General features: G+C 69.3%; 27 protein-coding genes and 1 tRNA gene. 12 read left to right on the top strand and 16 right to left on the bottom strand.

All coding sequences use genetic code 11. The features are described from left to right. Positions 1-16: 16 nt before the first annotated feature. Positions 17-1,600, top strand: a complete 1,584-nt coding sequence (locus ABVF28_RS06155; protein WP_371029834.1) for an amino acid permease — start codon at positions 17-19, stop codon at positions 1,598-1,600. Positions 1,601-1,705: 105 nt separating this feature from the next. On the opposite strand, the gene ABVF28_RS06150 is transcribed toward ABVF28_RS06155, so the two are convergent. Continuing rightward, entirely contained in the window at positions 1,706-2,665 is a 960-nt protein-coding gene (locus tag ABVF28_RS06150) for a carbohydrate kinase family protein (RefSeq protein WP_371029833.1), read from the bottom strand. A gap of 68 nt (positions 2,666-2,733) precedes the next feature. Here ABVF28_RS06150 and ABVF28_RS06145 point away from each other — a divergent pair, with 68 nt between their 5' ends. After that, a complete protein-coding gene (locus ABVF28_RS06145) occupies positions 2,734-3,093 on the top strand; it encodes a hypothetical protein (RefSeq protein ID WP_146080713.1) in 360 nt (119 codons plus the stop codon). A gap of 3 nt (positions 3,094-3,096) precedes the next feature. Here the strand turns inward: ABVF28_RS06145 and ABVF28_RS06140 are convergent, their stop codons facing one another. Next, a complete protein-coding gene (locus ABVF28_RS06140) occupies positions 3,097-3,831 on the bottom strand; it encodes an ABC transporter permease (RefSeq protein WP_371029832.1) in 735 nt (244 codons plus the stop codon). Next, complete coding sequence (locus tag ABVF28_RS06135) at positions 3,828-4,610, bottom strand: ABC transporter ATP-binding protein (protein ID WP_371029831.1); 783 nt, start codon at positions 4,608-4,610, stop codon at positions 3,828-3,830. Before ABVF28_RS06135 ends, ABVF28_RS06140 begins: the two co-directional genes overlap by 4 nt. A gap of 63 nt (positions 4,611-4,673) precedes the next feature. Between ABVF28_RS06135 and ABVF28_RS06130 the strand changes: the two genes are divergently transcribed. Further along, positions 4,674-5,849, top strand: a complete 1,176-nt coding sequence (locus ABVF28_RS06130) for an SLC13 family permease (RefSeq protein ID WP_371029830.1) — start codon at positions 4,674-4,676, stop codon at positions 5,847-5,849. 3 nt (positions 5,850-5,852) lie between these two features. On the opposite strand, the gene ABVF28_RS06125 is transcribed toward ABVF28_RS06130, so the two are convergent. Further along, positions 5,853-6,170 (bottom strand): hypothetical protein, encoded by a 318-nt coding sequence (locus ABVF28_RS06125; protein WP_371029829.1) that lies wholly within the window; start codon positions 6,168-6,170, stop codon positions 5,853-5,855. Here ABVF28_RS06125 and ABVF28_RS06120 point away from each other — a divergent pair. Next, positions 6,169-7,158, top strand: a complete 990-nt coding sequence (locus ABVF28_RS06120) for a Gfo/Idh/MocA family protein (RefSeq protein ID WP_371029828.1) — start codon at positions 6,169-6,171, stop codon at positions 7,156-7,158. The genes ABVF28_RS06125 and ABVF28_RS06120 overlap by 2 nt on opposite strands. A gap of 82 nt (positions 7,159-7,240) precedes the next feature. Here ABVF28_RS06120 and ABVF28_RS06115 read toward each other — a convergent pair. Continuing rightward, positions 7,241-7,322, bottom strand: a tRNA-Tyr gene (locus tag ABVF28_RS06115). A gap of 123 nt (positions 7,323-7,445) precedes the next feature. Between ABVF28_RS06115 and ABVF28_RS06110 the strand changes: the two genes are divergently transcribed. Next, positions 7,446-7,934, top strand: a complete 489-nt coding sequence (locus ABVF28_RS06110; protein ID WP_371029827.1) for a YajQ family cyclic di-GMP-binding protein — start codon at positions 7,446-7,448, stop codon at positions 7,932-7,934. Between the two features lie 56 nt (positions 7,935-7,990). Further along, positions 7,991-9,505 carry a cardiolipin synthase gene (cls, locus tag ABVF28_RS06105; RefSeq protein ID WP_371029871.1) on the top strand — a complete coding sequence of 505 codons (1,515 nt, stop codon included), beginning with the start codon at positions 7,991-7,993 and terminating at the stop codon, positions 9,503-9,505. A gap of 272 nt (positions 9,506-9,777) precedes the next feature. Here cls and ABVF28_RS06100 read toward each other — a convergent pair whose 3' ends face one another. From ABVF28_RS06100 to ABVF28_RS06090, 3 genes are all read right to left on the bottom strand, one after another. Then, positions 9,778-11,142 (bottom strand): FAD-dependent oxidoreductase, encoded by a 1,365-nt coding sequence (locus ABVF28_RS06100; protein WP_371029826.1) that lies wholly within the window; start codon positions 11,140-11,142, stop codon positions 9,778-9,780. An 87-nt stretch (positions 11,143-11,229) separates the two neighbouring features. Next, positions 11,230-12,327 (bottom strand): polyprenyl synthetase family protein, encoded by a 1,098-nt coding sequence (locus ABVF28_RS06095; RefSeq protein WP_371029825.1) that lies wholly within the window; start codon positions 12,325-12,327, stop codon positions 11,230-11,232. A 101-nt stretch (positions 12,328-12,428) separates the two neighbouring features. Further along, positions 12,429-13,157, bottom strand: coding sequence for a class I SAM-dependent methyltransferase (locus tag ABVF28_RS06090; protein WP_104310978.1), 729 nt, complete (start codon positions 13,155-13,157; stop codon positions 12,429-12,431). Between the two features lie 93 nt (positions 13,158-13,250). Here ABVF28_RS06090 and ABVF28_RS06085 point away from each other — a divergent pair, with 93 nt between their 5' ends. Further along, positions 13,251-14,561: an isochorismate synthase MenF gene (locus ABVF28_RS06085; protein WP_371029824.1), complete on the top strand. Its 1,311-nt coding sequence runs from the start codon at positions 13,251-13,253 to the stop codon at positions 14,559-14,561. A gap of 86 nt (positions 14,562-14,647) precedes the next feature. Beyond that, a complete protein-coding gene (locus tag ABVF28_RS06080) occupies positions 14,648-15,103 on the top strand; it encodes an ASCH domain-containing protein (RefSeq protein ID WP_371029870.1) in 456 nt (151 codons plus the stop codon). 25 nt (positions 15,104-15,128) lie between these two features. Here the strand turns inward: ABVF28_RS06080 and ABVF28_RS06075 are convergent, their stop codons facing one another. After that, complete coding sequence (locus ABVF28_RS06075; protein WP_371029823.1) at positions 15,129-15,980, bottom strand: PPK2 family polyphosphate kinase; 852 nt, start codon at positions 15,978-15,980, stop codon at positions 15,129-15,131. A gap of 95 nt (positions 15,981-16,075) precedes the next feature. On the opposite strand from ABVF28_RS06075, the gene ABVF28_RS06070 reads away from it, so the two are divergent. Continuing rightward, positions 16,076-16,285, top strand: a complete 210-nt coding sequence (locus ABVF28_RS06070; RefSeq protein ID WP_104254545.1) for an Rv0909 family putative TA system antitoxin — start codon at positions 16,076-16,078, stop codon at positions 16,283-16,285. Between the two features lie 59 nt (positions 16,286-16,344). Here the strand turns inward: ABVF28_RS06070 and ABVF28_RS06065 are convergent, their stop codons facing one another. Next, complete coding sequence (locus ABVF28_RS06065; protein WP_371029822.1) at positions 16,345-16,839, bottom strand: acyl-CoA thioesterase; 495 nt, start codon at positions 16,837-16,839, stop codon at positions 16,345-16,347. Positions 16,840-16,960: 121 nt separating this feature from the next. On the opposite strand from ABVF28_RS06065, the gene ABVF28_RS06060 reads away from it, so the two are divergent. Then, positions 16,961-17,566, top strand: coding sequence for an LppP/LprE family lipoprotein (locus ABVF28_RS06060; RefSeq protein WP_371029821.1), 606 nt, complete (start codon positions 16,961-16,963; stop codon positions 17,564-17,566). A gap of 39 nt (positions 17,567-17,605) precedes the next feature. On the opposite strand, the gene menD is transcribed toward ABVF28_RS06060, so the two are convergent. Together menD and ABVF28_RS06050 are read right to left on the bottom strand one after the other, a co-directional pair. Beyond that, on the bottom strand, positions 17,606-19,480 hold the full coding sequence (gene menD / locus ABVF28_RS06055) for a 2-succinyl-5-enolpyruvyl-6-hydroxy-3-cyclohexene-1-carboxylic-acid synthase (RefSeq protein WP_371029820.1): 1,875 nt from the start codon (positions 19,478-19,480) through the stop codon (positions 17,606-17,608). Continuing rightward, positions 19,473-20,042 (bottom strand): PLDc N-terminal domain-containing protein, encoded by a 570-nt coding sequence (locus ABVF28_RS06050; protein WP_104310893.1) that lies wholly within the window; start codon positions 20,040-20,042, stop codon positions 19,473-19,475. The genes menD and ABVF28_RS06050 overlap by 8 nt, the downstream gene beginning before the upstream one ends. A gap of 95 nt (positions 20,043-20,137) precedes the next feature. On the opposite strand from ABVF28_RS06050, the gene ABVF28_RS06045 reads away from it, so the two are divergent. Next, positions 20,138-20,524 carry a DUF4229 domain-containing protein gene (locus ABVF28_RS06045; RefSeq protein WP_371029819.1) on the top strand — a complete coding sequence of 129 codons (387 nt, stop codon included), beginning with the start codon at positions 20,138-20,140 and terminating at the stop codon, positions 20,522-20,524. On the opposite strand, the gene ABVF28_RS06040 is transcribed toward ABVF28_RS06045, so the two are convergent. Continuing rightward, on the bottom strand, positions 20,521-21,498 hold the full coding sequence (locus ABVF28_RS06040) for a 1,4-dihydroxy-2-naphthoate polyprenyltransferase (RefSeq protein WP_371029818.1): 978 nt from the start codon (positions 21,496-21,498) through the stop codon (positions 20,521-20,523). The two genes, ABVF28_RS06045 and ABVF28_RS06040, sit on opposite strands and share 4 nt — an antisense overlap. Positions 21,499-21,657: 159 nt before the next feature. Between ABVF28_RS06040 and ABVF28_RS06035 the strand changes: the two genes are divergently transcribed. Next, a complete protein-coding gene (locus ABVF28_RS06035; protein WP_371029817.1) occupies positions 21,658-22,896 on the top strand; it encodes an SGNH/GDSL hydrolase family protein in 1,239 nt (412 codons plus the stop codon). Positions 22,897-23,033: 137 nt separating this feature from the next. On the opposite strand, the gene ABVF28_RS06030 is transcribed toward ABVF28_RS06035, so the two are convergent. The 3 genes from ABVF28_RS06030 to ABVF28_RS06020 all read right to left on the bottom strand — a co-directional run bounded on the left by ABVF28_RS06030 (position 23,034) and on the right by ABVF28_RS06020 (position 25,953). Beyond that, on the bottom strand, positions 23,034-24,392 hold the full coding sequence (locus ABVF28_RS06030) for an AMP-binding protein (RefSeq protein WP_371029816.1): 1,359 nt from the start codon (positions 24,390-24,392) through the stop codon (positions 23,034-23,036). A 40-nt stretch (positions 24,393-24,432) separates the two neighbouring features. Continuing rightward, positions 24,433-25,344, bottom strand: a complete 912-nt coding sequence (locus ABVF28_RS06025) for a 1,4-dihydroxy-2-naphthoyl-CoA synthase (protein ID WP_371029815.1) — start codon at positions 25,342-25,344, stop codon at positions 24,433-24,435. Between the two features lie 72 nt (positions 25,345-25,416). Next, positions 25,417-25,953, bottom strand: a complete 537-nt coding sequence (locus ABVF28_RS06020) for a hypothetical protein (protein WP_104310887.1) — start codon at positions 25,951-25,953, stop codon at positions 25,417-25,419. Positions 25,954-26,022 lie beyond the last annotated feature (69 nt).

The following is a 26,022-nucleotide window of genomic DNA, read 5'->3' as shown; positions in this document are numbered from 1 at the left end:
AGGAGAAACGTGATCCATGACGTCCCCAAGCGCTGACGGCCAGATTCCAGAGGGTGCCGCAGCACCCCACACCGAGGCCGTCTTCACCGAGAAGGGCCGCGACCTGAGCGAGCGTGGCCACCAGTCGCGCCGCGGCCCGGCCGTCGAGCAGGGCGAGGCCCTCGCCAACACGCTCAAGCCGCGCCACCTGTCGATGATCGCCCTCGGCGGCGTCATCGGCGCGGGCCTCCTCGTCGCCTCCAGCACCGCGATCCTCGCGGCCGGCCCCGCCGTCATCCTCGCCTACGCCCTCGCGGGCGTCGTCGTCGTGCTCGTCATGCGGATGCTCGGCGAGATGGCCTCCATCTCGCCCGAGACCGGATCGTTCTCGGCCTACGCGACGCGATTCATCGGGCCGTGGGCCGGCCTCTCCATCGGCTGGCTCTACTGGTGGTTCTGGGTGGTCGTCGTGGGCATCGAGGCCACGGCCGCCGCCGTCATCATCAGCGGCTGGCTGCCTGAGGTTCCCCAGTGGATCCCGGCGCTCATCATCACCCTCGTGTTCCTCACCGCGAACCTCATCAGCGTGAAGTCGTTCGGCGAGTTCGAGTTCTGGTTCGCGTCGATCAAGATCGTCTCCATCATCATCTTCATCATCGTCGGCGCGCTCCTCATCGCGCACGTCATCCCGAACAACACGGCCACGTTCGGGAACCTCGCGCCGGCCGACGGCGGCTTCGCCCCGTTCGGCGTCGCTGGCATCCTCGCCGCGCTCCTCCCCGTCATCTTCTCCATGTTCGGCGCCGAGGTCGCCACCATCGCGGCCGGCGAGTCCGAGCAGCCAGCCCAGGCGGTGCGCAAGGCCGTGAACTCGGTCGTGTGGCGCATCCTGCTCTTCTACATCGGCTCCATCCTCGTGGTCCTCATCGTGCTGCCCTGGGACCAGATCACGGCAGGCGTGAGCCCGTTCGTGACGATGCTGAACACCGCCGGAATCGGTTGGGCAGCCCTCGCGATGGACATCATCGTGCTCTCCGCGCTGCTCTCCACCCTCAACGCGTCGCTCTACACCGCGTCCCGCATGGCGTTCTCGCTGTCGCGTCGCGGCGAGGCGCCGAAGGCGTTCCGCAAGGTCTCGAAGCGCGGCACCCCGTACGTCGCGATCCTCGCATCCGCCGTCGTCGGCCTGCTCTCGGTCGTGCTCAACTACACGACCCCCGAGTACGTGTTCTCGTTCCTCGTGAACTCGACGGGCGCCGTCGCGATCTTCGTGTGGATCGTCATCGCCGTCTCCCAGCTGCGCTCGCGCCGCATCCTCGCGGAAGACGCCGTCGCCGCCGGCGAGGACCCGAACGCGATCACCAAGGGCGCCATCCGCATGTGGGGCTTCCCGTGGCTCACCTGGGTGGTCATCGTCGCGCTCTCCGCGCTGCTCATCTACATGTTCTTCGCGGGCGAGACGCGCCTCATCGAGGTCACGACGAGCTTCATCATCGCGGGCATCTCGATCGTCGCGGGCGTCTCCGTGCAACGCAAGCAGAAGCGCGAGCGCGCGGCGGCAGCAGTGGCGCCTGCGTCGAGCTCGGCTTCGGGCCCGGCGTCAGCGGCCTCGTCGGAGTAGTTGCCCCACCGGCCCACGGTTTCGGGATGGGGAAATCACCTCGTTGCGGGAAGTTCCCCAGCACGAAGCGACTTCTCCATCCCGAGACCGCCGGGAGGTCGCGGCCTACGCGTCGGCGGCGGGCGGCAGGTCGTCGTCCGCGGCGAGGAAGCTGCCCGTGACGCGCACCGTGGCGGCAGCGACGGTCATCGCTCGCTGCAGCACTCGGCGCGCATCCGCCGCCTCGTGCGGCACCCCGCCTTGCGCGATGGAGGCGACCGCGGTCGCGAAGACCGCGTCGCCGGCCCCCATCGTGTCGACGATCTCACCTGGCAGCTCGACGATCGGCTCGGCCACATCGATGCCGGCCCGGTTGACCCATCGCCCGCCGCGCGTGCCCTCCGTGGCGAGCACGTGGGTGGCGCCGAGGTCGAGCATGTCGCTGGTCGCCTCGTCGAGGGGCGCTTCGAAGAGCAGGTCGGCGTCGTTGTCGGACAGGTGCGCGAACAGGGCGCTGGACACGTGCCGCTCGAAGTTGTCGAGGAACGCGCCTGGGTCCTCGACGAGCCCCAGGCGCGGATTCGGGTCGAGGAGCAGACGCTCCTGCGGTCGGATCACGGCCTCGAGGAGCCGCCTGTGCTGCTTCTTGTCGTCGAACGCGAAGCCGGAGATCGCGACGAACGGCGCCGCGCGGATGAGCGCCACCTGCTCGTCGTCGAAGCGAATGCGGCGGGCCCGGGCCGCGTCGTCGAACGTGTACAGGGGCTCCCCGTCGGCTGGTTCGCCGACGGCCCGCCCGGTGCCCGCGAGCGACACCGACGGCGCGAACTGGATGCCCCGCTTCCGCAGGTGGTCGCGGATGCGAAGTCCGTCCGGGTCGTCGCCGATGCTCGCGATGAGGGCGACGGGCACCCCCAGGCGCGCGAGCGCCATGGTGACGTTGAGGGCTGAGCCGCTCACGTAGCTGCGGCGGGTGAGTCCCCCACGCGCCTCCGTCTCCTGCAGTTCCGTGACGATGGCGTCCCCGATGACCACGACAGGCGCGTCTGGAGTGGGGCGGGCCTTCGCTGTGGGTTTGCTGCTCATGTCCCCGATTGTGCCTTGCATGGATGGACCCTGACTGTCTGTTCGAAGTGCGCGCTTATCCTCGTTGCATGTCCACTCCAGCTACCAGCCGAGAGGCAGCGCACGTGCTGCTCGACGCCGTCTCCGTCACGGAGGTGTCGCCAGATGCCGCGGCGCTCGCCTATGAGCGACTCGTCGAAGTCGGTGCCTTCGTCGTGCAGGTCGAGCAGGGGCAGGGGCTGGACTCCGACGGCGACCCGGATGCGGAGCTGCCGGCTGACGGCGGCCCCAACCAGGTGAAGGTCAACATCGAGCTGTCGAACCTGCTGCACGCCAACTACATGACGCTCGACTGGCTCATCGAGGAGCTCGCCCACGCCCGCAACACGACGCGCGACGACATCATCATCGCGCTCCGCGAGCATCTCGACAGCGTCGCCGCCAAGTAGCGTCTACCCGGTTCGACGGCGAAGGGTGAGCGAGCCCAGGATGAGCGCGCCGACCGCGAACGCGAAGATGACAAGGACGGGCGCCCACAGGTCCCATGCCGAGCTCCCCGCCGTGACCGCGTTGATGGCGTCGATGCCGTAGCTCAGCGGCAGCCAGTCGGAGATCGCCTGCAGCGCGTCCGGCATCTGGTCGCGGGGCATGAGGATACCGCCGAGCAGGATCTGCGGGATGACGAGCACGGGCATGAACTGCACTGCCTGGAACTCGGTGCGCGCGAACGCGCTCGCGAGCAGCCCCAGCGCGGTGCCGAGCAGCGCATCCGCGACCGCGACGAGGCCAAGCTGCCACAGCGGGCCCTCCACGCTCAGGCCGCACACGACTACGGCGAACGCCACGGTGACGATGGCCTGCGCCACCGCCGCGACGGCGAACGCGAGCGCGTAGCCGACGATGAAGTCACCCTTCGCGAGCGGCGTCGTCATAAGCCGCTCGAGCGTGCCCGAGCGGCGTTCCCTGAGGGTCGTGATGCTCGTGATGAGGAACATGATGATGAACGGGAACAACGCCAGGATCGCCGGGCCCAGCCGCTGGAACACACCGTCCTGCTCGGAGAACAGCCAGGCGAAGAGGCCGACGAGCAGGCTCGGGGCGACGACCATGAGCACGATGGAGCGCGGGTCGTGGCGGAGCTGCCTGAGCACGCGCCCGGCCGTCGCGAACGTTCTGGTGGGGCTCACGATGCGGCCCCTTCCTCGGACCCCGCGTGTCGCCCGTGGCTCGTATCGCCGCGTTCGATGAGGGCGAGGAAAGCCGCATCCGCGTCGCTGGCGCCTGTCTCACGGAGGAGCTCCGGCGGGGTGGTGTCGGCGATGAGGTGGCCATCCCGCATCAGGATGAGGCGGTCGCAGCGCATGGCCTCATCCATGACGTGGCTGCTGACGAACAGGGTCGCGCCATCGTCGGCGAGTGAGCGGAACAGCGCCCACAGGTCCTGGCGCAGCACGGGGTCGAGACCGACGGTGGGTTCGTCGAGCACGAGCACCTCCGGGTCCCCGAGCATCGCCACCGCGAGGGAGACGCGGTTCTTCTGCCCGCCGCTCAGCGACTCGACCTTCTGCCTGGCCTGCCCGGTGAGCCCGACGCGGTCGATGAGCGCGCCGAGGTCAGCCCGCCTGCTTCCGAGCAGGCTCGCGAAGTAGCTGAGGTTCTGCGCCACGGTCAGGTCGTCGTAGACGGATGCGGCCTGCGTCGCGTAGGAGACGCGGGAGCGGAGCTGCCGCGATCCGGCGGGCTCGCCGAGCACCGTCACGGTGCCACCCGCCGTCTTCTGCACGCCGACGATGGCGCGCATGAGGGTCGTCTTCCCACATCCGGATGGCCCGAGGAGACCGGTGATCTGCCCGCGGGGAATAGAGAGGTCCAGCCCGTCGAACACCGCCTTGCCGCCGCGTCTGACACGCAGCGCGCTCACGACGACGGCCGCCTCGCGGCTCGCAACGTCATCGTTCGCGCTCATGCTCGAATCCTACGAGCGAGCACCGACATCGGGGCCGTATCGCGGGCCTAAACTTGCTCAGCCATGGCCGAGTCCCCCGCGTCCCGCGTCGCCCCACTCATCGCCACCGCCGTGCTCGTCGTCGCGGCGGTCGTCGTCGCGGCCACCGGTGTGCTGCCAGCTCCCGAGCTGCTGGAGCTGGGCGAGCGGGTGATACCCGTGCTGGCGTTCGTCGTGGGCATCACGATCGTCGCGGAGCTGGCGAGCGAGGCCGGCGTCTTCTCGGCGCTCGCCGACCGGCTCGCGAAGCTCGGCCGGGGCCGCCTGTGGCTGCTGTGGATGCTCGTGCTCCTGCTCGCTGTCGTGAGCACCGCCTTCCTCTCTCTCGACACGACCGCCGTGCTCGTCACCCCGGTGGTCGTGCTGCTCGCCGTGCACGTCGGCGTCTCACCCATCCCGTTCGCGCTCGCGACCGTCTGGCTCGCGAACACCGCATCCCTCTTCCTCCCGGTCTCGAACCTCACGAGCCTGCTCGCGGCTCGGTCGTTCGAGGGCGGGCCTCTCCAGTTCCTCGCGCTGACGTGGGCACCGGCGCTCGTGGGCGTGGTCGCGAGCGCCGCCATCCTGTCGTTCGTCTTCCGCCGCCAGCTCGACCGTCGGTACCGCATGCCGACGCCCACGAGCATTCCGGACCGGCCGCTGCTGATCTTCTCGTCGGTCGTCACTGCCCTGCTGCTGCCACTGCTGGTCTCCGGCGTCGACGTGGCGGTTCCGGCGGGCGCCGCCGCGCTCCTGCTCGTCGGCGCGTTCGCCGCGCGTCGGCGGGATGCGGTGCGCTTCGGCCTCGTGCCCTGGCAGGCGCTCGGCATCGCCGGGTCGCTGTTCGTGCTCGTCGAGGCCGCCCACGCGCACGGGCTGAGCGAGCTGCTCGCCGCCGTCTCGGGACGCGGCGACGACCCGCTCAGCCTCCTGCAGCTGGCGGCGATCGGCGCCGCGAGCGCCAACGGCATCAACAACCTGCCCGCCTACCTCGCCCTCGAACCAGTCGCCGAGAGTCCTGCCCGGCTGGTCGCTCTGCTCATCGGCGTCAACCTCGGCCCGCTCGTCACGCCGTGGGCCTCGCTCGCGACACTGCTCTGGCACGAGCGTCTCGTGTCGCTCGGCGTGACGATCTCCTGGATGCGCTTCGTGGCGCTCGGGCTCGTGGGGGTCGCGATCATCGTGCCCCTCGCGACGCTGGCACTCGCCGCGACGGTGTGACTGCTACTTCTTCTTGCTCGCCATGTCGTCGAAGGCGGCCTGCAGGGCGATCGCGAAGCCGACGCCCAGAGCGATGCCCGTCATCATGAACGCGGTGCGGTCACGGTCTTCTCCGGTCCTCGTCGAAAGCTGTGCGCCAATTCTGGCCCGGCCGTCGCCGCGGTTGGTCCTCGCGAGTGAACGATCAGCGTCTGTGCGGGTGACGCCCAGGTGCGGGATCGGCGTGCTCCCGGCCAGCGTCGGCGAGGGCGGCTCCTCGCAGAGCACCCACGAGAACCACGAGTGGATGCTCGACGGACCGCTCGGGTAGGTTCGCGTCATGCAGAAGACCAGGTGGGCCATCCTCGGGCCGGGTGCGATCGCGGAGTCGTTCGCGACGTGGCTGCCGAGCTCCGAACATGGCGAGCTGCGAGCGGTCGCCAGCCGCGACGCCGAACGGGCATCGGCCTTCGCCGCCCGTTACGGGGCAGCGGTCTCCGGGACCTACTCCGAGGTACTGGCGCGCGATGACATCGACGCCGTCTACGTCGCTACCGTGCACACGACGCACGCGGAGCTCGCGATCGCAGCGCTCGAGGCCGGGAAGGCAGTGCTGTGCGAGAAGCCGCTGGCCCCGAGCGCCGCCGAGACGGAACGGGTCCTCGAGGCTGCCGAGCGCGCCGGCCTGCCCGTCGTGGAGGCCTACAAGCACCGCTTCAGCCCGCTTGCCCGTGCCGTCGACCGTCGCCTCAAGTGGGGCCAGGTCGCCGCGCCCCTGCACGTGCACGCCCAGTTCGGCTTCGCGGCCGGCAGCAGGGACGGACGCCTGTTCGACCCGAAGCTCGCGGGCGGAGCGATCTTCGATGTCGGCGGCTACCCCGTCTCCTTCGCCGTCAGCGCCGCGGCCTCCGCCGGCATCGCGCTTCCGGAGCTGCACCTCGCGAACCCGCACGGACGCATCGAGGCTGGAGTCGACGTCTACTCCTCCGCCAGCGTCGAGGCGGACGGCTTCACCGCCTTCGTCGAATGCTCCATCGACACCCAGCTCACGAAGCGCGCCGACATCGTCGGAGATGGCGGCTGGATCACCCTCGAGAACGCCTTCGGCGACCGCGACCTGTCGCCGAACGTGCTCAGCCACATCCACGAGGGGCAGAGGCGTCGCATCGAGGTGGCGCAGGTGCACCCGTTCGCGGCCGAGGCGGATGCGGTGTCGCGCGCGCTGAGGGACGGTCGCCTCGAGTCACGCGCCATGCCGTGGGAGCAGACGCGCACGGTCGCGCGTCTCCTCGACGCCTGGCACGCTGGCGTGATGGCGTCGCAGGCGTGATGGCGTCCGGGACGTCGGCCTGACCAGGCCCAGATAGCAATGACGCGAGACATCCGGTGGATGTCTCGCGTCATGGCGTTCGTGGCGAGTGAGGGATTCGAACCCCCGAATGCTGAGCAGTCTGATTTACAGTCAGATCCCTTTGGCCGCTTGGGTAACTCGCCAGTGCACAGCGCGAAGCGCAAACGTGCAGGCTAGAGACTACCGACTTCCACCCGGTTTGTCGAAACGACGCGGACGCACCCCCGCTCACGAGATTGTCGGCGGTCCTCGCTACCATGGTGGGCATGGCAGATTCCTCGTTTGATGTCGTTAACAAGGTCGACAAGATGGAGGCGGACAACGCCGTCAACCAGGCGCAGAAGGAGCTCGAGACGCGCTATGACTTCAAGGGCGTCGGCGCCACGGTCGATTGGTCTGGCGAGAAGCTCCTCCTCAAGGCCTCCAGCGAAGAGCGCGTGAAGGCGGTGCTCGATGTCCTGCAGACCAAGTTCATCAAGCGCGGCTTCTCGCTGAAGACGCTCGACGTCGGTGAGCCGTACGCCTCCGGCAAGGAGTACCGCATCGAAGCCTCCCTTAAGGAGGGCATCGACCAGCCGAGCGCGAAGAAGCTCACGAAGCTCATCCGCGACGAAGGCCCCAAGAGCGTGAAGGCGCAGATCCAGGGCGACGAGCTCCGTGTCTCGTCGAAGAGCCGTGACGATCTGCAGGCGACTATGGCGCTGCTCAAGGGCGCCGACGTCGACGTCGACCTCCAGTTCGTCAACCGCCGCTAGTGCCCCCGGGGGCGCCGATGGCCGCGCTCGACCCGAGCACGGCCATCGGCGCGCTCATGCCCTGGTACCCGGAACTCGGCCTCACCGGATTCTGGCTCGGCGCGGTCGCCACGGTCTACGTGCTCATCATCGTCACGTCGGTCGTCGTGATCCCCCGAAACCGGCGACCCACGACGGCACTCGCCTGGATCATCACGATCATCCTCATCCCCTACCTCGGCGTCGTCCTCTTCTTCCTGTTCGGCACGAACCAGCTGCCAACTCGCCGCCGACGCATGCAGGCTCAGGTCGACGGCATCATCCGCGACGCCACCGACCAGATCGCCCCGGCCGAGCAGGTCATCACGAGCCCCTCGTGGTTCGCCCAGGTCACCAAGCTCGGCGAGCACCTCACCGCGATCCCCCTCGCCGACGGCAACCGCCTCGAGCTGCACGGCACCTACAATCGGGCCATCCGTCGAATGGCCGACGAGATCGACGAAGCCGAGAGCTACGTCAACGTGCTCTTCTACGCCATGAGCCACGACGACGCCACCGCCCCGTTCTTCGACGCGCTCGACCGCGCCGTGCAGCGCGGCGTGACCGTCCGCGTCCTCTTCGACCATGTCGGCTCGATGCGCTACCGCGGCTACAAGAAGATGAAGCACCGCCTCACCCAGATCGGCGCCGACTGGCACCGGATGCTCTCGCTCTACCCGTGGCAGGGCGGCATGCAGCGCGTCGACCTGCGCAACCATCGCAAGCTGCTCGTCGTGGACGGCCGCACGGCCTACCTCGGCTCGCAGAACCTCATCTCCCGCGACTACCACCGCGGCCCCAAGCCGGGCGGCGACGACCTCAAGTGGAAAGACCTCATGCTCCGCATGGAGGGGCCCATGGTCACCGGCGTCAACGCCGTCTTCATCTCCGACTGGTACGCCGAGACAGAAGAGCTCCTCACCGACGTCTTCGAGAACGACCCGGTCACCCCGGAACCCGACGAGGCGGAAGCCGAGATCGAATCCGGCGACCAGCACGACGTGTTCCCGTGCCAGCTCGTCCCAAGCGGCCCCGGCTACGAGAACGAGAACAACCTGCGCCTCTTCAACCAGCTGCTCTACGCAGCGCGGGAGCGCATCGTCATCGTCAGCCCCTACTTCGTACCAGACGATTCACTCATGTACGCCATCACTACGGCCGTGCAGCGAGGCGTCAGCGTCGAACTCTTCGTGGGCGAGATCGCCGACCAGTTCTTCGTCTTCCACGCCCAGCGGTCCTACTACGAGGCGCTCCTCCGCGCCGGCGTCAAGATCATGCTGTACCGCCGCCCCTACATCCTGCACTCGAAGCACATCACCTTCGACGACTCCGTCACCCTCATCGGCTCCAGCAACATGGACATGCGCTCGTTCACCCTCAACGCAGAGCTCATGCTCATGGTGCACGGCGAAGAGTTCGTGAACCGGATGCGCGAAGTCGAGAACGGATACAGGCAGCGCAGCTTCGAACTGACCCTCGACGAGTGGCGGCAGCGGCCCATCCTGACCCGCGCGCTCGACAACGTCGCCCGCCTCACCAGCGTCATCCAGTAGCGCCGCCCCATTGCGCCAACTGCGCTGATCTCGCCGAACGATTCCCGGAACCGTCCCGGCAAAAAATCTCCAGCCGACGGCGAGCTCCCCCAGTGTCGCGCCGCGGTCAGAACGACCATTGCGACGCGGCTCAGCCGCCGGCTGAAGTGTTGACTCGGACCGGTTCAGGCCCGAAATCTCTTCCGCTCTCTGTGCGTACTCCGAGCGTACGAGGTGAACGAGCGTTCCGCGATGGGCAGAACTCCCCACTTCTTGAACGACGACCAAAACCCCTATTCGCCCCGGGAAATCCTCGTCATCTCGTCTCGATCCACAACCTTGATCCGCTCACGGCCATTCGCCTCGCCGAGGGCAAGCTCGTGCGCATCGAGACGACGCCACCCAGCGAGGTCGGTGAAGCGCACCCCACGCGCTTCGAGCAGCTCGACGACGGAGGCCTCGCTCGCATCGGCGGGAGTCCACCAGTTGCCCTGATCCGCGACGAGGTGCGTCACCGTCTCAAGTGCGTCCGACTTCGTGTGCCCGATCAGGCCGATGGGGCCGCGCTTGATCCACCCCGTCGCGTACATCCCGTTGACCTGCTGGTTGTCGTCGTCCCACACCTGCCCCTCACGGTTCGGGATGACGCCGTGATGCTCGTCGAACGGCACGCCGGGGAGCGGCGAGCCGAAGTAGCCGATGGCCCGGTAGACGGCCTGCACCGGGTACTCGACGAACTCGCCGGTCCCGCGCACGCCGCCCTCGGCGTCCGGCTCCGTGCGCTCGATCCGCAGCGCCCGGACGCGCTCACCGTCTGGCCCGTCCTCCGCGAGCACCGCATCCGGCTTCGAGTAGAAGTGCAGGTGCAGGCGGCGCGAGGCGGTGAGCTCCCGCTCTCCGCGCCACTTGCCCATGATGCGCCCGATGACCATGAGCTGCTTGTTCGTCTTCGCGAGTTCGGCGGCCGCCGGGTCGCGGTCGAAGTCGTCCTCGTACACGATGACGTCCACGTCGGGCACCTCGCCGAGCTCACGCAGCTCGAGGGGTGTGAACTTCACCTGCGCGGGCCCGCGTCGCCCGAAGACGTGCACGTCGGTGACGGGACTCGCCTCGAGGCCCTCGACCACGTTCTGCGGCACCTCGGTGGACATGAGGTCCTTCGGGTGCTTCGCGAGCATGCGCGCGACATCGAGCGCCACGTTGCCGTTGCCGATGACGGCGACCTCGCGAGCGTCGAGCGGCCACGTCCGGGGCACGTCGGGGTGCCCGTCGTACCAGTTCACGAAGTCCGCGGCCCCGTAGCTTCCCTGCGCCTCGATGCCTGGGATGTCGAGGGAGGCGTCGCGGATGGCTCCCGTCGAGAAGATCACCGCGTGGTAGTGCTGCTTGAGGTCCTCGAGCGTGATGTCCTTGCCGAACTCCACTCCGCCGAACACCCGCATGACACCGGATTCGAGCACCTCGCGCAGGGCGTTGATGATGCCCTTGATGCGCGGGTGGTCAGGGGCGACCCCGTACCGCACGAGCCCGTACGGCGCTGGCAGCTTGTCGAACAGGTCGATGGACAGGTCGAACTGGCGCTCCATCTTCTGCAGGATGTCGGCCGCGTAGATGCCGGCTGGTCCTGCGCCGACGATGGCAAGGCGGAGCGTGGTCACATGTCCTCCAGGACGGGTCGAGGTGGAGGCTCGCGAGGTGTCGTCCTCCGGAAGGGGTCAGGGGTGAGCCGTCTCGGGACGCCTCGGTCAGCGATCGCGGCTGACGACCTCCGCGGCGAAGCGCTCGAGCGCGTTCTTCGCCGGGCCGGCTTTCAGCGGCCGCAGGGCTTCGACGGCGAGCGTCACCCAGTTCTGGGCTTCGTCGATCGTGAGCTGCGTCACGCGGTGCTCGCGGAGTTCGGTGATGATGCTCGAGATCTCCTCTTCGCTCGCGCGAGTCTCCTCCGGTTGCTCGTTGACGCCGGCGACGCAGGTGCGGATGCGCTCCAGCAGGTCGCGGCTCGCTTCGTCGGTCGCCGCCTCGCGTTCCAGCAACAGCACAGGGAGGGTCTCGACACCCGCGCGCAGGTCGGTGCCCGCGAGCTTGCCCGTCGTGTCCGGGTTCTGCTGCAGGTCGATGACATCATCGGCGAGCTGGAAGGCGACGCCGACCCGCTCGCCGTATTCGGCAAGCGCCGCGACGACCGGCTCTGGTGCGTTCGACACGATCGCGCCGAACTGAGCGGCGGCGGAGATGAGGGAGCCCGTCTTGTCGGCGAGGACACCCACGTAGTGGTCGATGCGGTCGGTGCCGGCCGACGGCCCGGTCGTCTCACGCATCTGCCCGAGCACGAGCCGCTCGAAGATCGAAGCCTGCAGCCGGACGGCGCGAAGGCCCAGCTCGGAGAAAAGCAGGCTCGAACGGGCGAAGAGCAGGTCGCCGGCGAGGATCGCGATGGAGTTGCCCCACTGGAGGTGCGCGGCGGCGACGCCTCGACGCAGCTCGGCCTCATCCATGACGTCGTCGTGGTAGAGCGACGCGAGGTGCGTGAGCTCGACCGCGGCAGCTGCCGTGATGACATCGTCGGAGCCCGGCGTCTCGCCGAACTGCGACGAGAGCACCGTGAGCATGGGGCGCAGGCGCTTCCCGCCGGCGTTGAGGAGGTAGCGGGCGGTGACGTCGGCGATCTCGTCGGCGTACTGCACCTCGGCGCGGAGGCGGGCCTCGACCGCGGCCAATCCAGCGTCGAGCCGCTCTCGCAGCACGTCGGACTTCGGACCGTCGAAGAGGTCGTCGGTTCCGCCCGGCACCACGGTGCTTCGCGCCTTGCGGCGCTGTTCGGTCTTGGGGAGCTCCACGCTCATGTCTCCTGGTGGTTCAGGTGTTCCGTCCGAAGGAGATCTCCGCACGAACTGGGTTGGGGTGCAGGTGGCGCTGGGCCGGTGCCTGCTGGCTTCCGTCTCCCCTAGCTGGGGGCGCTGCCGGTCTCGGCGAGCGGGACGAATGCCTTGTGCAGCGCGACGACACCAGCCGAGAGGTTGCGATACTTGACCCGTTCGAAGCCCGCCTCCCGCAGCCAGGATGCCAGCTCACGCTGCGCGGGCCACGCGATGATCGACTCGTTCAGGTACGTGTATGCCTCGGGGTCGCTGCTCACGAGCTTCACGATGCTCGGCATCGCGAGCTGCATGTAGGCGCGGTAGCCCGTGCGGATGATGGCCTGCGGCGGCGTCGAGAACTCGGCGATGACGAGGCGTCCGCCCGGCTTCGTGACACGCAGCATCTCCCGCAGTGCGACCTTCGGCTCCTGCACGTTGCGCAGGCCGAAGCTCACCGTCGACGCGTCGAACGTGTTGTCGTCGAAGGGGAGCTTGGTCGCGTCACCCTGCACGAACTCGATGCGTGGGTTGGCACCGTGGATGCGCTTGCCCTCCTCGATCATGCCGGCGGAGAAGTCGAGGGCGGTGACCTTGGCACCAGCGTCGGCGAGGACCTTGCTGACCGTGCCGGTGCCTGCGGCGACATCGAGGATCTTCTCACCCGGCTGCGGGGCGATCGCGTGGCGGGTCTGCACACGCCAGCGCGGCGCGTTGCCCATGCTCAGGATGTCGTTCGTCTCGTCGTATTTCTTGGAAACACGGTCGAACATCGACGACACTTGCTCGGGTCGCTTGTTCAGGTCGGCTTTGGTCACCGGATCATCCTACGTTGCGGCGCAGGCTTCGCCCTGGCCGCGTTCAGGCGGACTCCCGGGGCCGCCCTTCGCGCCGGGTCTAGGCTTGCGGTCGTGCCAGCTGTCAACGCTCCCCGCTTGCGCGCGCGGACCATCGAGGTGCCGCATTCCGGCGATCTCCTCCGCTTCGCCTCCCCGACCTCCCCCCTCGTGTGGCTTCGGCAGGGCGACGGCATCGTCGCTTCGGGACGTGCCTGGCGGGGCGAGTTCACCGGCGAGGCGCGCATCCCAGACTCCGCCGAGGCCTGGCGGCAGGTTGTCGAGTCGGCCGACATCGACGACACCGTCAACACCACCGGCTCCGGCCTCGTCGCCTTCGGGGCGTTCGCGTTCGCGGCCGAGTCCGGGGCGCGCAGCGTGCTCGAGGTGCCAGAGCTCATCGTCGGTCGCCGCGGCGCGGTCTCCTTCGTGACCGCCATCACCGCGGACGGATCCGAGCCGAAGCCACGCCTGCCTGAGGCTCAGCCGTTCGGCGAGACGGACGCAACGGCGATCCTCGAGGACGGCCTCATGTCGTCCGACGAGCACCGCCGCGCGATCGACCGGGCACTGGACCTCATCCACACGGGCCACCTCTCGAAGGTCGTCCTGGCACGCGAACAGCACGGCAGGCTCCCAGCTGGCGCCGACCGCCGCCGCCTGCTCGCGCGCCTCGCGTCCGCGTATCCCGAGTGCTGGACCTACGCCGTCGACGGCCTCACCGGCACCAGCCCCGAGACGCTCGTCCGGGTCCTCGAGCGTCAGGTCTCGGCTCGTGTGCTCGCCGGCACTGCACCGCGCGGTGCCGACGAGGAAGCGGATGCACGCGCAGAGGCGCGGCTCCGCCACAGCGAGAAGAACCTCGCCGAGCACCGCTACGCCGTCGAGAGCGCGCTCGCGTCCCTCGAGACGCTCGACACGCACGACGACCCCGGCACAGGTCTCACGAGCAGCCGCGTCCCCTTCACGCTCAAGCTGCCGAATCTCTGGCACCTGGCGAGCGACATCCGCGGCACCCTCCCGACCGGTGTGACGGTGCTGGATCTCGTGGACGCCCTCCACCCGACGGCGGCGGTCGGCGGCACCCCCACCCCGGCTGCCCTCGACGCGATCCTGGCTCTGGAGCCGTTCGACCGGCAGCGCTACGCCGGCCCCGTCGGCTGGGTCGGCGCTGGCGGCGACGGCGAGTGGGCAGTCGCACTCCGCGGTGCGGAGATCGACGCGAGCGGGTCGATCACGGCATACGCGGGCGGCGGCATCGTGGCCTCCTCGGACGCATCGGACGAGTACCGCGAGACGCAGCTGAAGTTCCGCCCCATCGTGGAGGCGCTGCGCGGCGAGGCGGAGGACGAGTCGCGGCCTCGCGGCGGGGAGATGACGCGGTGACGGACGCGACCAGCAGCGGCAGCAACAGCAACCAGGCGCTCGGACGCACCGAGCTCCCGAGCGTCGACCGTGCGGCCGCCGCCGTGATGTGGGACGAGTACCGCGCCGCCAACCAGGGCGCCGCCGCGTCGGCGTCCGACTACACGGTCGAGTACTTCGGGGACAGCGTCGAGCTCGCCGACGAGCTGCTCGCGCTCGTGACCCACGGCCCGAAGCGCGCGACCGCAGGACTCGTCGAGGAGTTCGCTGAGGAGAGCGAGCCGCTCCCCCGCATCGGTTCGCACTGGATCGCCTGCGATGGCCGAGGCGCGCCAGTCGCCGTGATCCGCAGCACAGAGCTGCGCATCGGCACGTTCGACAGCGTCGACGCCGCCTTCGCCTACGACGAGGGTGAAGACGACCGCAGCCTCGACAGCTGGCGCCGCGAGCACCTCCGCTACTGGGAGCGCACGCGCGCCGCCGCCGGCCGGGAGTTCACTCTGGAGCACGAGATCGTCCTCGAACGATTCAGCGTCGTCTGGCCGCCCGAGCTCGCCGACTGAGCGAGCCCCGCCGTCTGAGCGGGTGTCAGGCGCTCTCCGCCAGGCGCCGCTTCTCGGTCTCGACGTCGAAGTCCGCGGCAGGCCACTGCAGGTCGAAGCCGCGCAGCGCATCCAGCAGCAACCCCTTCACGACAAGCCGCGAGAACCACTTCCTGTTCGCCGGAACGCAGTACCACGGGGACGTCTCCGTCGACGTGCGTCGCAGCGCGATCTCGTAGGCATCCTGGTACTGGTCCCAGAGGAGGCGCTCATCGACGTCACCGGGGTTGTACTTCCAGTGCTTGTCCGGACGCTCGAGCCGTTCCGCGAGGCGAGCACCCTGCTCGTCCTTCGAGATGTGCAGCATCACCTTGATGAGCTTCGTCCCGGATGCGGCGAGCTCGTCCTCGAAATCGACGATCGCCCCGTAGCGCCGCTCGATCTCCTCCGGCGGTGCGAATGAGCGCACGCGCTGGATGAGGACGTCCTCGTAGTGCGATCGGTCGAACACGCCGATCTTGCCTGCCGCGGGCAGCTGCTTGCGGATGCGGACGAGGAAGTCCTGCTCACGCTCTTCAGGCGTCGGCGCCTTGAACGACGCGATCTGCACGCCCTGCGGATCGACCCCGCCGATGACGTGACGCACGATTCCACCTTTGCCTGACGTGTCCATCCCCTGCAGGAGGAGGAGCACGGAAGGTGCCGCCCGGCCGGCCCGCGCGTTCGCGAACATGCGCTCCTGCAGCTCGGCGATCTCCTCGTCGTGCTCGGTGAAGAGGGCGGCCGCGTCTGCCTTCTTGCCAGTGAAACCAGGTGTCGAGTCGGGGTCGACCGAGCCCAGATCGAAGTCGGGGGCAACGCGCAGCACTGCGGCGTCTTCGGTGGTGAAGTGAGGCATGAGACCAGGCTAACGCCACCGCCTGGCACTAGGCTTTGGCACCGCGACGGCTTCCACGACGGAGCGGGAGCGGCGCTCGAGCGAGGGAGAACCACATGGGCATCGAAGACATCACCGGCAAGGCGCAGGAGTTCCTGAAGGACCCGCGAGTCACCGAAGCGCTGAAGAGCGAGCAGGCGGAGGACGTGAGCGACAAGATCCTCGACGGCGTCGCGGATGCGGCCCAGAAGGCCACCGGTGACAAGTTCACCGATCAGATCAAGGGCGCCCGGGACGCGGCCGACAAGCAGGTCGGCAACCAGTAGCGCAGCGGTTCAGCTGCACGAGGAGGGCACCGGGAGACCGGGTGCCCTCCTGCGCGTGATCAGCGTCGCTCCTCGCCCGCCGTCGGGACCGCGATGGTGCCGGTCTTCGGGTGCGTCGTCGGCATCCGGTCGCGGGCGTAGGTGATGGTCGAGTAGCCGTGCGGCTCGGGGGTGCCCTCGTCGCCGAGGCTCACGAAGACGATCTTCTCGATGGAGAGGATCGTGCGGCGCGTGATCATGTTGCGCACGACGGCTCGCATCGTCATGGAGGTGCGTCCGAAGTGGGTCGCGACGAGGCCCATCTCGATGAGGTCACCCTGCTCGGCCGACGCCTCGAAGTTGATCTCCGAGATGTACTTCGTCACGCACCGGTAGTTGCCGAGCTGGATGATCGCGTAGATCGCGGCCTCTTCGTCGATCCAGCGCAGCAGGCTGCCGCCGAAGAGCGTGCCGTTGGCGTTGAGGTCTTCGGGGCGCACCCACTTCCTCGTGTGGAAGTTCATGGCACCGTCCGCAGCCGCGGGTGCCTCTGGGTTCGTGGATGAGGGGGCCATCGTTCCTCCGGAATCATCGTTGGACGTGCCAGGCCAGCATATGTCCTGACATAAGCACTCCCTGGATCCGTCAAGCCTCGCTCATTAGCCTTCGGGAATGTCGACTGAGGAGGGCTCCACCATGCGAATCCCACGATCAGCACGAATCCCCGCCGCCATCGCGTTCCTCGCCGCCGCATCCCTCGGCATCAGCGGGTGCGCGGCGACCGCCACGCCACAGACCGCTGAGACGACACCAGCCGCCACGGTCACCGTGACCGCGACGACGACACCCGCCCCCGAGAGCGAGCCGAGCGAAGCACCCGCGCCGGAGACCGCCTGCACGGACTCGACACAGGCCGCGGCCCTCGAGACCGCACTGCCTCAGGTGGAGGCATACCCGGACTTCCCCGACCTGCCGTGGGTCGCGGCCGAACCCGACCGCGAGACCTGGGATGCGTGCGCGCCCCTCTCGTACGTGGTCGTCACGCTCGAGGGCGGCACCGCGTCCACCCCGCACCACATCCTGCTCTTCCACAGCGGTGAGTACGTCGGCACGGCGACGGCCGATGCCTACGGCTTCTTGCCCGAGATCGGCCAGCTCTCCGACACCCTCATCACTGTCACCTACCGCTACCCGCTGCCCGGCGAGCCGAACGCTGCCCCGACGGGCGAGGCGGTCGCCACCTTCGCGTGGGATGCGGCGACGCAATCCGTCGTGATGGACGGCGATCTTCCGCCCGCCTGAACCGCGGTGGCGCGGCCTGCTGCGCGCCTGCTTCGGGCCTCAGCCTCGAGACAGGGGAACCTCGATCATGATGCGCTCGTGCTCGCGCGAGACAAGCGCGCCCTGGAGGTCCGCGCGCGTCTCCGCTCGGCAGTAGCTCCAGCCGTACGCGGTCGCCAGCGCCTTGAGGTCGACCCTGGTGGGCGTGTAGAGCACCCGGGTGTGCGCCTCGGCGGCTGCGGTCCGAGCCACCTCGAGGTCGTCGAAGATGGTGCCCCCGCCGTCGTTGCCGACGATGAGCTGCACGCGTGGGGCCCACTCGCCCCCCTGCCCGATCAGCAAGGAGGACGCGTCGTGCAGCAGCGTGAGGTCGCCGATCAGCGCCCGCGTCACGCCGCCCTGAGCTGACACCGGACCGCCGAGCTGGCTGCCGACGGCGACGCCAAGCGTCGTCGCGATCGTGCCGTCGATTCCCGCGAGACCGCGGTTGGCGTGGACCCGGATGGGCTTGCCCGCCACCTGGGCGTCGAGCGAGCGGATGAGCGTCGACGCTCCGAGCACCAGGCGGTCGTGCGGCCACGTCGCGCTCCACACCGCCTCCGCGAGCATCCGCCGGTCGACCTTGGTGCGAGCGACCGCCAGTTCCTGCTTCGCGAAGCGGCCCCGCACCGCGGTGTCACTGGAACGAGACGCCTCGATGTCGGGTGCGGGAGTCTGCTCGGCATCCGCCTCCATCAGCTTTCGACTCGCGAGCACCCACTCGCGGAGCCACGCGCGAGATTCGGTTCTGGCATGCGCGTCGGCCGTCGGCACCGGATGCACGCGCACGGCGTCGACGTGCGCCGCGACCGCGTGCCCCGGGTTGTACGGCTCGCCGCCGGTCGGCCCGACGACCACCGCGTGGACGTCATCGCGTGCAATGAGCTGGGGAATCTCGCGACTGAGCGTCGGATGGCCGAAGACCAGGACCCGCTCGATGGCGTCGCGGAGGTCTGGGCGCGGGGAGGTCGGGCCGAGGAGCTGACGGTAGGCGAGCACGAGGTTGCGGCCGTAGCGAGAACCGCTCGTGGCCTCGGCGATGAGCGGCCAGCCACCGTCGTGCGCCACCTTCTCCGCTTCTGGGCCGGCAGCGGCGCCTGCGATGACGAGCGTGCGGGGCCATTCGGCCGCCTCGATGTCGAGCGTCTCGGCTCCGGATGCGGGTGGCTCGTCCTGCCCTGGTGCAGCCCGACCCTGGTCCGCCGCGTCTCGGTCGGCGGGGGCGAGGGTTGCCGCCCCGGCGGCCCACGCGTCCAGTTCAGGAACGGCAACGCTCAGCGGGTCGCGGAAGGCGAGGTTCAGGTGCAGCGGCCCACGCGTCGCGGCTGCCCGCATCGCGAGGCGCTCGGCGAGCGATACCTCATCGGCGGCCCCGACCGGCGCTTGCACGGCATCGTGCGGGACGTTGGGGCCGAAGATGCCCGGCTGCGTCGTGGCCTGGTTCGCGCCGATTCCGAGGAGCTCCTCCGGGCGGTCCGCAGTGACGGCGACCAGCGGCACGGTGGCATGGAACGCCTCGAGCATTGCCGGGAGCAGGTTGGCGACCGCTGTCCCGGACGTCGTGATGACGGGGACCGCTCGCCCGGTCTCGGCGGCGAGGCCAAGCGCGAAGAAGCCGGCGGAGCGCTCATCGATGCGGACGTGCAGCCGAACCGCGCCGACGCGCTCCAGCTCGGCCGCGACCAGCGACAGCGCCTGCGAGCGAGACCCAGGGCAGACGACGAGATCAGTGACCCCGCGCTGGACGAGCTGGGCCAGGAAGTCGAGACTGAAGTCCGTCGCCGGGTTTCCGGTGCGGGGCAGCGAAGCGGCCACCGGCGTTGAGGCGGCCGACGCATCGCCCCCTGCGGGGTGCTGCGAGTGGGGAGGTTCGGATTCGGCGTGCCGATCAGGCACGGGACGACCCGTCACCCTGAGTCCAGTCGTCCTTGTGCTCGATGGGTTCTCCATCATGGCCGGCGTCGCCGGCGTCACCCTTGCGCGGCTTCTTGCCGCCGAGCTCCGGCTTGGCGGGCTTCTCGGTCTTATCCGCCTTCGAGGCCCGCTCACCCTTCACGGGCTCGTCTGCCGCATCCTCCAGCGCCGTCGCAGCGCCACCTTCGGTCACGGGGCCCTTCGGCGCGGCGGCCGGGAACTCCACGTCATCGAGGGCCTTGAGCTCTTCCTCCAGCTTCCGGATGCGTTCCTCGCTGTCGGACTCGATGCCGATGGACTTCAGGAACGTCTCGTCGTCGTCCGGCGTCGTCTGCACGGGCTTGACGGCGGTCGCGTTGCCGCGGACCTTGCCGAAGAACAGCCACAGGAGCGGGCCGACCACGGGGACCAGCAAGACGACGACGACCCAGACGGGTTTCGGCAGCGCACGAGTGCGCTTTGCGTCCGTCATCGCGCAATCGACCACGGCGAAGATGGTCACCGCGACGACGATGACTGCGGCAGTAATGAGGAGGCGAGACATGGTCCCCCGAGGATACGCGACTTGCCTCCACCCGACCTGGTGGTGCCTGTGCCCTGGGCGAACCTGGATCACCCGGTCGCTCGTAGAATTGCGGGATGAACTCGAAGCGCGCCTGGCTCGTCTACTCCGTCATCAGACTGCTCGCGTTCGCGGTGCCATTCGCCGTCGTCATGCTGGCCCTGCCCGCCTGGCAGTGGAACTGGCTGGCCGGCGCTCTCATCGGTGCCGTCATCAGCGCGTGCATCTCCGTCATCTTCCTGCGCGGCACACGCCAGCAGATGGGCGACGACCTGCAGCGCCTCACCGAGCGCAAGGATGCGCGCACCGCCGACGACAAGGACGAGGACGTGGCCTTGGACTCCACCGCTGAGACCGAAGCGGCCGAACCAGGCAAGGCCACCTCCGAGACCGAGCCTGCCGAGGCCGACCCCGGTGAAGAGCCGACGCCCGACTCTTCGCCGCAGCGCTCACCGAGCAGCTAGCGCACGTACCCGCTGAAGACGATGCCGAAGCCGAGCAGCAGCGCGTAGGCGAGCGTCGCGAGGCTCGTCAGCATGAGCGCGAGGATCAGCTCTTTCGGCTTGCGGGCAGTCGATGCGATGAGGACTGCGGGAGCGGCGAGCAGCAGGGCGAAGAACGTGAAGATCGCGTTGCGGTACGCGATGGCGAAGAGGATGGCCAGCACGAACGGCGCCAGCGTGAAGACGCCGAAGAGCCAGCGCGAGACGACGGGGCCGACGAGCACGGCGAGCGTGCGCTTGCCGGCGAGGCGATCCTGCTCGATGTCACGGATGTTGTTGACCATGAGCACGGCGCAGGCGAAGAGGCCGATCGCGGTGGCCATGATCCACACGTTCGTGGAGACGCTGCCGATCTGCACGAACGTCGTGCCGGCGGTCGCGACGAGGCCGAAGAACACGAAGACGAACACCTCGCCGAGCCCCGCGTATCCGTACGGACGCTTGCCCCCCGTATAGAACCAGGCCGCCAGGATCGCGGCCGCGCCGACGGCCAGCAGCCACCACTGTCCGGAAGTGACGACCAGGAAGAGACCTGCGAGGGCGCCGAGGCCGAAGAAGATGAACGCGACGAGTCGCACGCGCTTCGGGTCGACGAGGCCTGAACCGGTCAGACGGGCGGGGCCGACGCGATAGGCGTCGGTACCGCGGATGCCGTCGGAGTAGTCGTTCGCGTAGTTCACGCCGATCTGCAGGCAGAGAGCGACCGCGAGACAGGCGAGCGCGCGCACCCAGTGGTACTCGCCGAGCGGCCCGTCGACGATCGCGCCAGCCGTGCCGAGCAGCACAGGTGCGATGGCGAGCGGCAGCGTGCGCAGCCGGGCACCGGAGATCCAGGCGCGCGCATCCAGCTTGCGCACCTCGCCGGCTTTCGGCCGGGGCCGCTGCGTCGGGTTCGCTTGCTGCTTCCGCTGTCTCTGCTTCTGTTTCTGCGCCACGGAGCGATTCTAGAGGGCCGCGCGGGGCCCGCATCCCTGGGACGACGGTTCGCGGCCCCGAGAAGCGAGCTCGCCATCCCGTTCCCGGCCAGCGTCACGGTGGCACTATGAGACCATCACCTCCCATCCCCCGCACGACGTCCGCTCCACAGGAGATCCATGACTTCCCGATCACGCGTTCGCGCGGCGGCCGTCTGCCTCGCGGCCGCAGGTATCGCCCTCCTCGTGGCCCCCGGGGCCCTCGCGGCGCTCCTCGGCGATCCGACGGTAAACGGAGGCACGCAGGGGCGTGAGTACATCGCCTTGGGCGACTCGTACTCGGCCGGCTTCGGGCTCGTGCCGTTCAGCGAGGAGCCCGCCGCCGGCTGCTTCCAGGCGCTCGCGAACTTCCCGCACCGCATCGCCGACTCGCTCGGCCTGACCCTCGACGACCGCACGTGCAGCGGCGCCGTCACCGCCGACATCCGCGATGTCGAGCAGGTCACCGGGGCTGGGGCGAGCGCACCAGTGCAGTCGGCGAGCCTGTCCGCCACGACCGAGATCGTCACCCTGTCAATCGGCGGCAACGACCTGCAGTTCTCGGACATCGCCGCCTCGTGCATCGCAGCGAGCTCCCTCGGGCCCCTCGTCGCCGATCAGACCACGCCCAACTGCCGTTCGAAGTACGTCGTCAGCGGAGGAGGCGTCGAAGTCGACACCTTGAAGGACCGCATCGACTCGCTGGTCGCCCCTGCTCTGACTTCGACGTTCGCCCTCATCACCGAGAAGGCACCCAACGCCGAGATCGTCGTCGTCGGGTACCCCGCCATCACCCCGGACCCCACGAACACGCCGGTCGGCGGCTGCTTCTCCCCAGCCTTCACCTCGGCGGGCTACCCGGAGAACTCCTTCCCGTTCACCGACGTCGACACCGCATACCTGCATGAGACGGAAGTGCGCCTCGACGCGGCCATACAGACGGCGGCCGAGGCCATCGGCGCCACCTTCATCTCCACCCTCGAGGCGACGGCCGCCCACTCCGCCTGCAGGACCACGGACCCGTACATGAACGGCATCACGCTGGAACCCGGCGAGGGAACGCCGACCACACCCGGCGCATCCCTCAAGCTCGGCGCCCTCCACCCCAACGAGGCCGGCGTCGCCTACCTGGCGGAGGCCGTCGGGGCCGAGCTGCAGGCGATCTTCGAGCCGGGCACGCCAGAGGCGACCGCGCCGACTCCCGCGGCCAGTGCGACCGCCACCGCCCAGCCGACGGCCCCGGCACCGGCCGCGCCGGCCGCGCCACTGGTCATCGTCGGCGTGCTGGTCCTGCTCGGAGCCGGAATCGGCACGGCAATCCTCGTCCGACGACGATCGGCCGCCGCCAACCGCACACACAAGCACGCCCCCGAGGCCTGACTCCGCCGAGCGCAAGGCCGTCGTTCGCCGCGACCTGGGCGGATCGATCCCCCTCAGGTTCATCATCCGGCCGCTGTGCAACACCAGCATGGTGCAGCCCATGGTGCAGCCGCCCACGGCCAGCATCGGCGACAGGCTCAGGCCTCGTCGGCGCCTCCGTGGGCGAGCCGCGCGACCAGGTCCTCCAGCGATCGACGGTCCGGCTTCCCACTGGGCAGGAGCGGGATGCTGCGCGCGACCACAAGGAGCGCCGGACGAGCCGCACGGCCGGCGCCCGCCGTCGCCTCGCGGATGGAGCGCCAACGCTCGTCGGCTGCGAGCTCACGCGCATCCAGCAACGTCGCCACGACGCCACGCTGGGACGTGTCGGGCGCCCACGCGGACGTCTCCACCACCAGCGCGGGCACCTGCCCCCACTGCTCGGACGGCGCGGCGACGACAACGGCCCCCTCCAGGCCGGGCAGGCGACGCACGATGCCCTCGACCCGGTCGAGCAGCACCTTCTCGCCCCCGGAGACGATGACGTTGTCGAGTCGACCCGTCACCACGAGTCGTTCGCGGCCCGTGGCCTCGTCGATCTCGAAGCGGCCGCCGTCGCTCGTGCGGTACCAGCGCACCCCGTCGTCCTCGACGAACGCCTCCGCGGTCCGGCGCGGGTCACCGAGGTAGCCGGCGCAGAGCACGGGGCCCGCCAACTGCACCTCGCCGTCGCGGATGCGCACCTTGACTCCGTCGAGCGGCTCCCCGTTGTAGAGGCTGCCGCCGCTCGTCTCGCTCGAGCCGTAGCTCGTCGCGAGGTTCCAACCGAGCTCCTCCGCCCGCGACCGGAGGGCTGGTGGCAGCGCCTGCCCGCCGACGAGGATCGCGTCGAAGCGCGCGACGGCGCCCGCGATCGGACCAGCGCCCAGCTCGGCTTCGGCGGCGTCGAGCAGCCGCACGAGCTGTGCCGGGACGAGAGACACGTAGCGCCGCTCGGCGGTCAGCTCACCCGCCGCGCGCGCGAAGCCCTCGGCGGTGAAGTGCTCATCGCCCAGCACAACAGGCTCGGTTCCAGCGATGATCGACCGCATGAGCACCTGGGCGCCCGCGACGTAGGAGGCCGGCAGCGTCAGCAGCCACTGTCGCGTGGGATCGGCTGGCTGATCGGGGGCACCGAAGAGCTCATCGAACCTGGCGTACGTGGCCACCGCGGACGCGTGCAGTGCGCTCTCCGCGAGCATGACCCGTTTCGGCTCGGCCGTCGAGCCGCTCGTCTCGATGACGAGCACCACGTCGCCCGGGACAGGCTGGAGGACATCGTGATCGGGACGGTCGGCGTCCAGCCTGGGCGTCGCTGCCGAGGCGCGTGAGGACTGCGACGGGCCTGCCGTCGGCAGGACGGCCGGACCCCCGCCATCCAGGGCCCGCTCGAGCGCCGCGGTGACGGCGGCCGGGTCGCGCGCATCCACCCGAACAAGCCGCCGCAGGCCTGCGCCGCCCGATGGTGCGGCCGTCATCGCGAGGACCCCACCGCCGAACCGCGCCGGCCGGCGGGCGCTAGAACTGCCACGGGAACGGCGACCAGTCAGGCTCGCGCTTCTCGAGGAACGAGTCGCGACCCTCGACGGCCTCATCGGTTCCGTAGGCGAGGCGAGTCGCCTCGCCGGCGAACACCTGCTGGCCCACGAGGCCGTCATCGACCGCGTTGAACGCGAACTTCAGCATGCGGATCGCCGTCGGCGACTTCGTCAGGATCGTCTCCGCCATGCGCACAGCCTCGACCTCGAGCTCCGCGTGCGGCACCACCCGGTTCACGGTGCCCATCTCCATGGCCCGATCCGCCGAGTACTCCTCCGCGAGGAAGAACACCTCGCGCGCGAACTTCTGCCCGACCTGCTTCGCGAAGTACGCGGAGCCGTAACCGGCGTCGAACGACCCGACGTCCGCATCCGTCTGCTTGAACTTCGCGTGCTCGCGCGACGCGATCGACAGGTCGCACACCACATGCAGGGAGTGCCCGCCGCCGGCCGCCCACCCCGGGACGACCGCGATGACAACCTTCGGCATGAAGCGGATGAGGCGCTGCACCTCGAGGATGTGCAGGCGCCCGTTGCGGGCCACGTCGATCGTGTCGCGCGTCTCACCGTCGGCGTACTTGTACCCGTCGCGACCGCGGATGCGCTGGTCGCCACCCGAGCAGAACGCCCAGCCGCCGTCCTTCGGGCTCGGCCCGTTGCCGGTCAGCAGCACCACGCCGACGCGTGGGTTCATGCGCGCGTCATCGAGCGCCCGCGCCAGCTCGTCGACCGTCTGCGGCCTGAACGCGTTGCGGACCTCAGGCCGGTTGAAGGCGACACGGGCGATGCGCCCCGTGACATCCAGGTGATACGTGAGGTCGGTGAGCTCCTCGAAGCCCGGGACGGTGCGCCAGCGCTCGGCGTCGAAGAGTTCGGAGACGAAGGCAGTCATGCCCCAACGCTAACCGACTCGCGGCCGTGACCAGACGGCTGTCGGCCGAACAGGGCCCGGCTCCGTCAGGAACTACCAGAGAGGCGGCGCAACGGGCAGCGTGCCGCCGTTTGCGATGAGCTGGACCAGCGTGTTGCCGACCAGCCACGCGGGCGGCGCACCGAACGGCAAGCCGAGGATGAGCGCGAAGATCGCAGCCCCCCTCGCGCTGTTGAAGATGATGCCCCAGAGCGCCAGAGCGATCGTCAGGAATCCGGCGATTCCCGCCGTGAGCAGCCACATCTCGATCTCGAACTTGCGGTCGATGCCGAACAGGTTCGACGCGTAGAAGAACACGAACACGTCCGCCAGCACAGTGATGAGCACACCGAGCAGCGCCCAGTGCCCTGCCGACCAACGGCGCGGGTTGAACGCGATCTCGTACCAGGTGCGCTGGACGAGCGTGCCATGCCGGTGCTGGGGCTTGTCGTATCCAGGCTTGCCGACGACCGACACAGAGCGCGCGGGCTGTCGTGCCACCGGCGCCGGGCCGAGGAGGCCGTCGTCGAAGTCCTCGTCAGCCGGCGGCGGGCTGAAGCGAGGTGCGGGGCTGGAGAGATTCGTAGACATAAGGGTTTCGCGTCCGGTGTGACGGATCGATGCCTCAGCCTAGCGCGATCCGGACGGATCGCACCCAGC

Source organism: Pseudoclavibacter sp. JSM 162008, from assembly GCF_041366455.1.
Taxonomy (GTDB): domain Bacteria; phylum Actinomycetota; class Actinomycetes; order Actinomycetales; family Microbacteriaceae; genus Pseudoclavibacter.
Note: the sequence above shows the minus strand (reverse complement) of the source record. Positions and strands in the feature narration are given on the sequence as shown.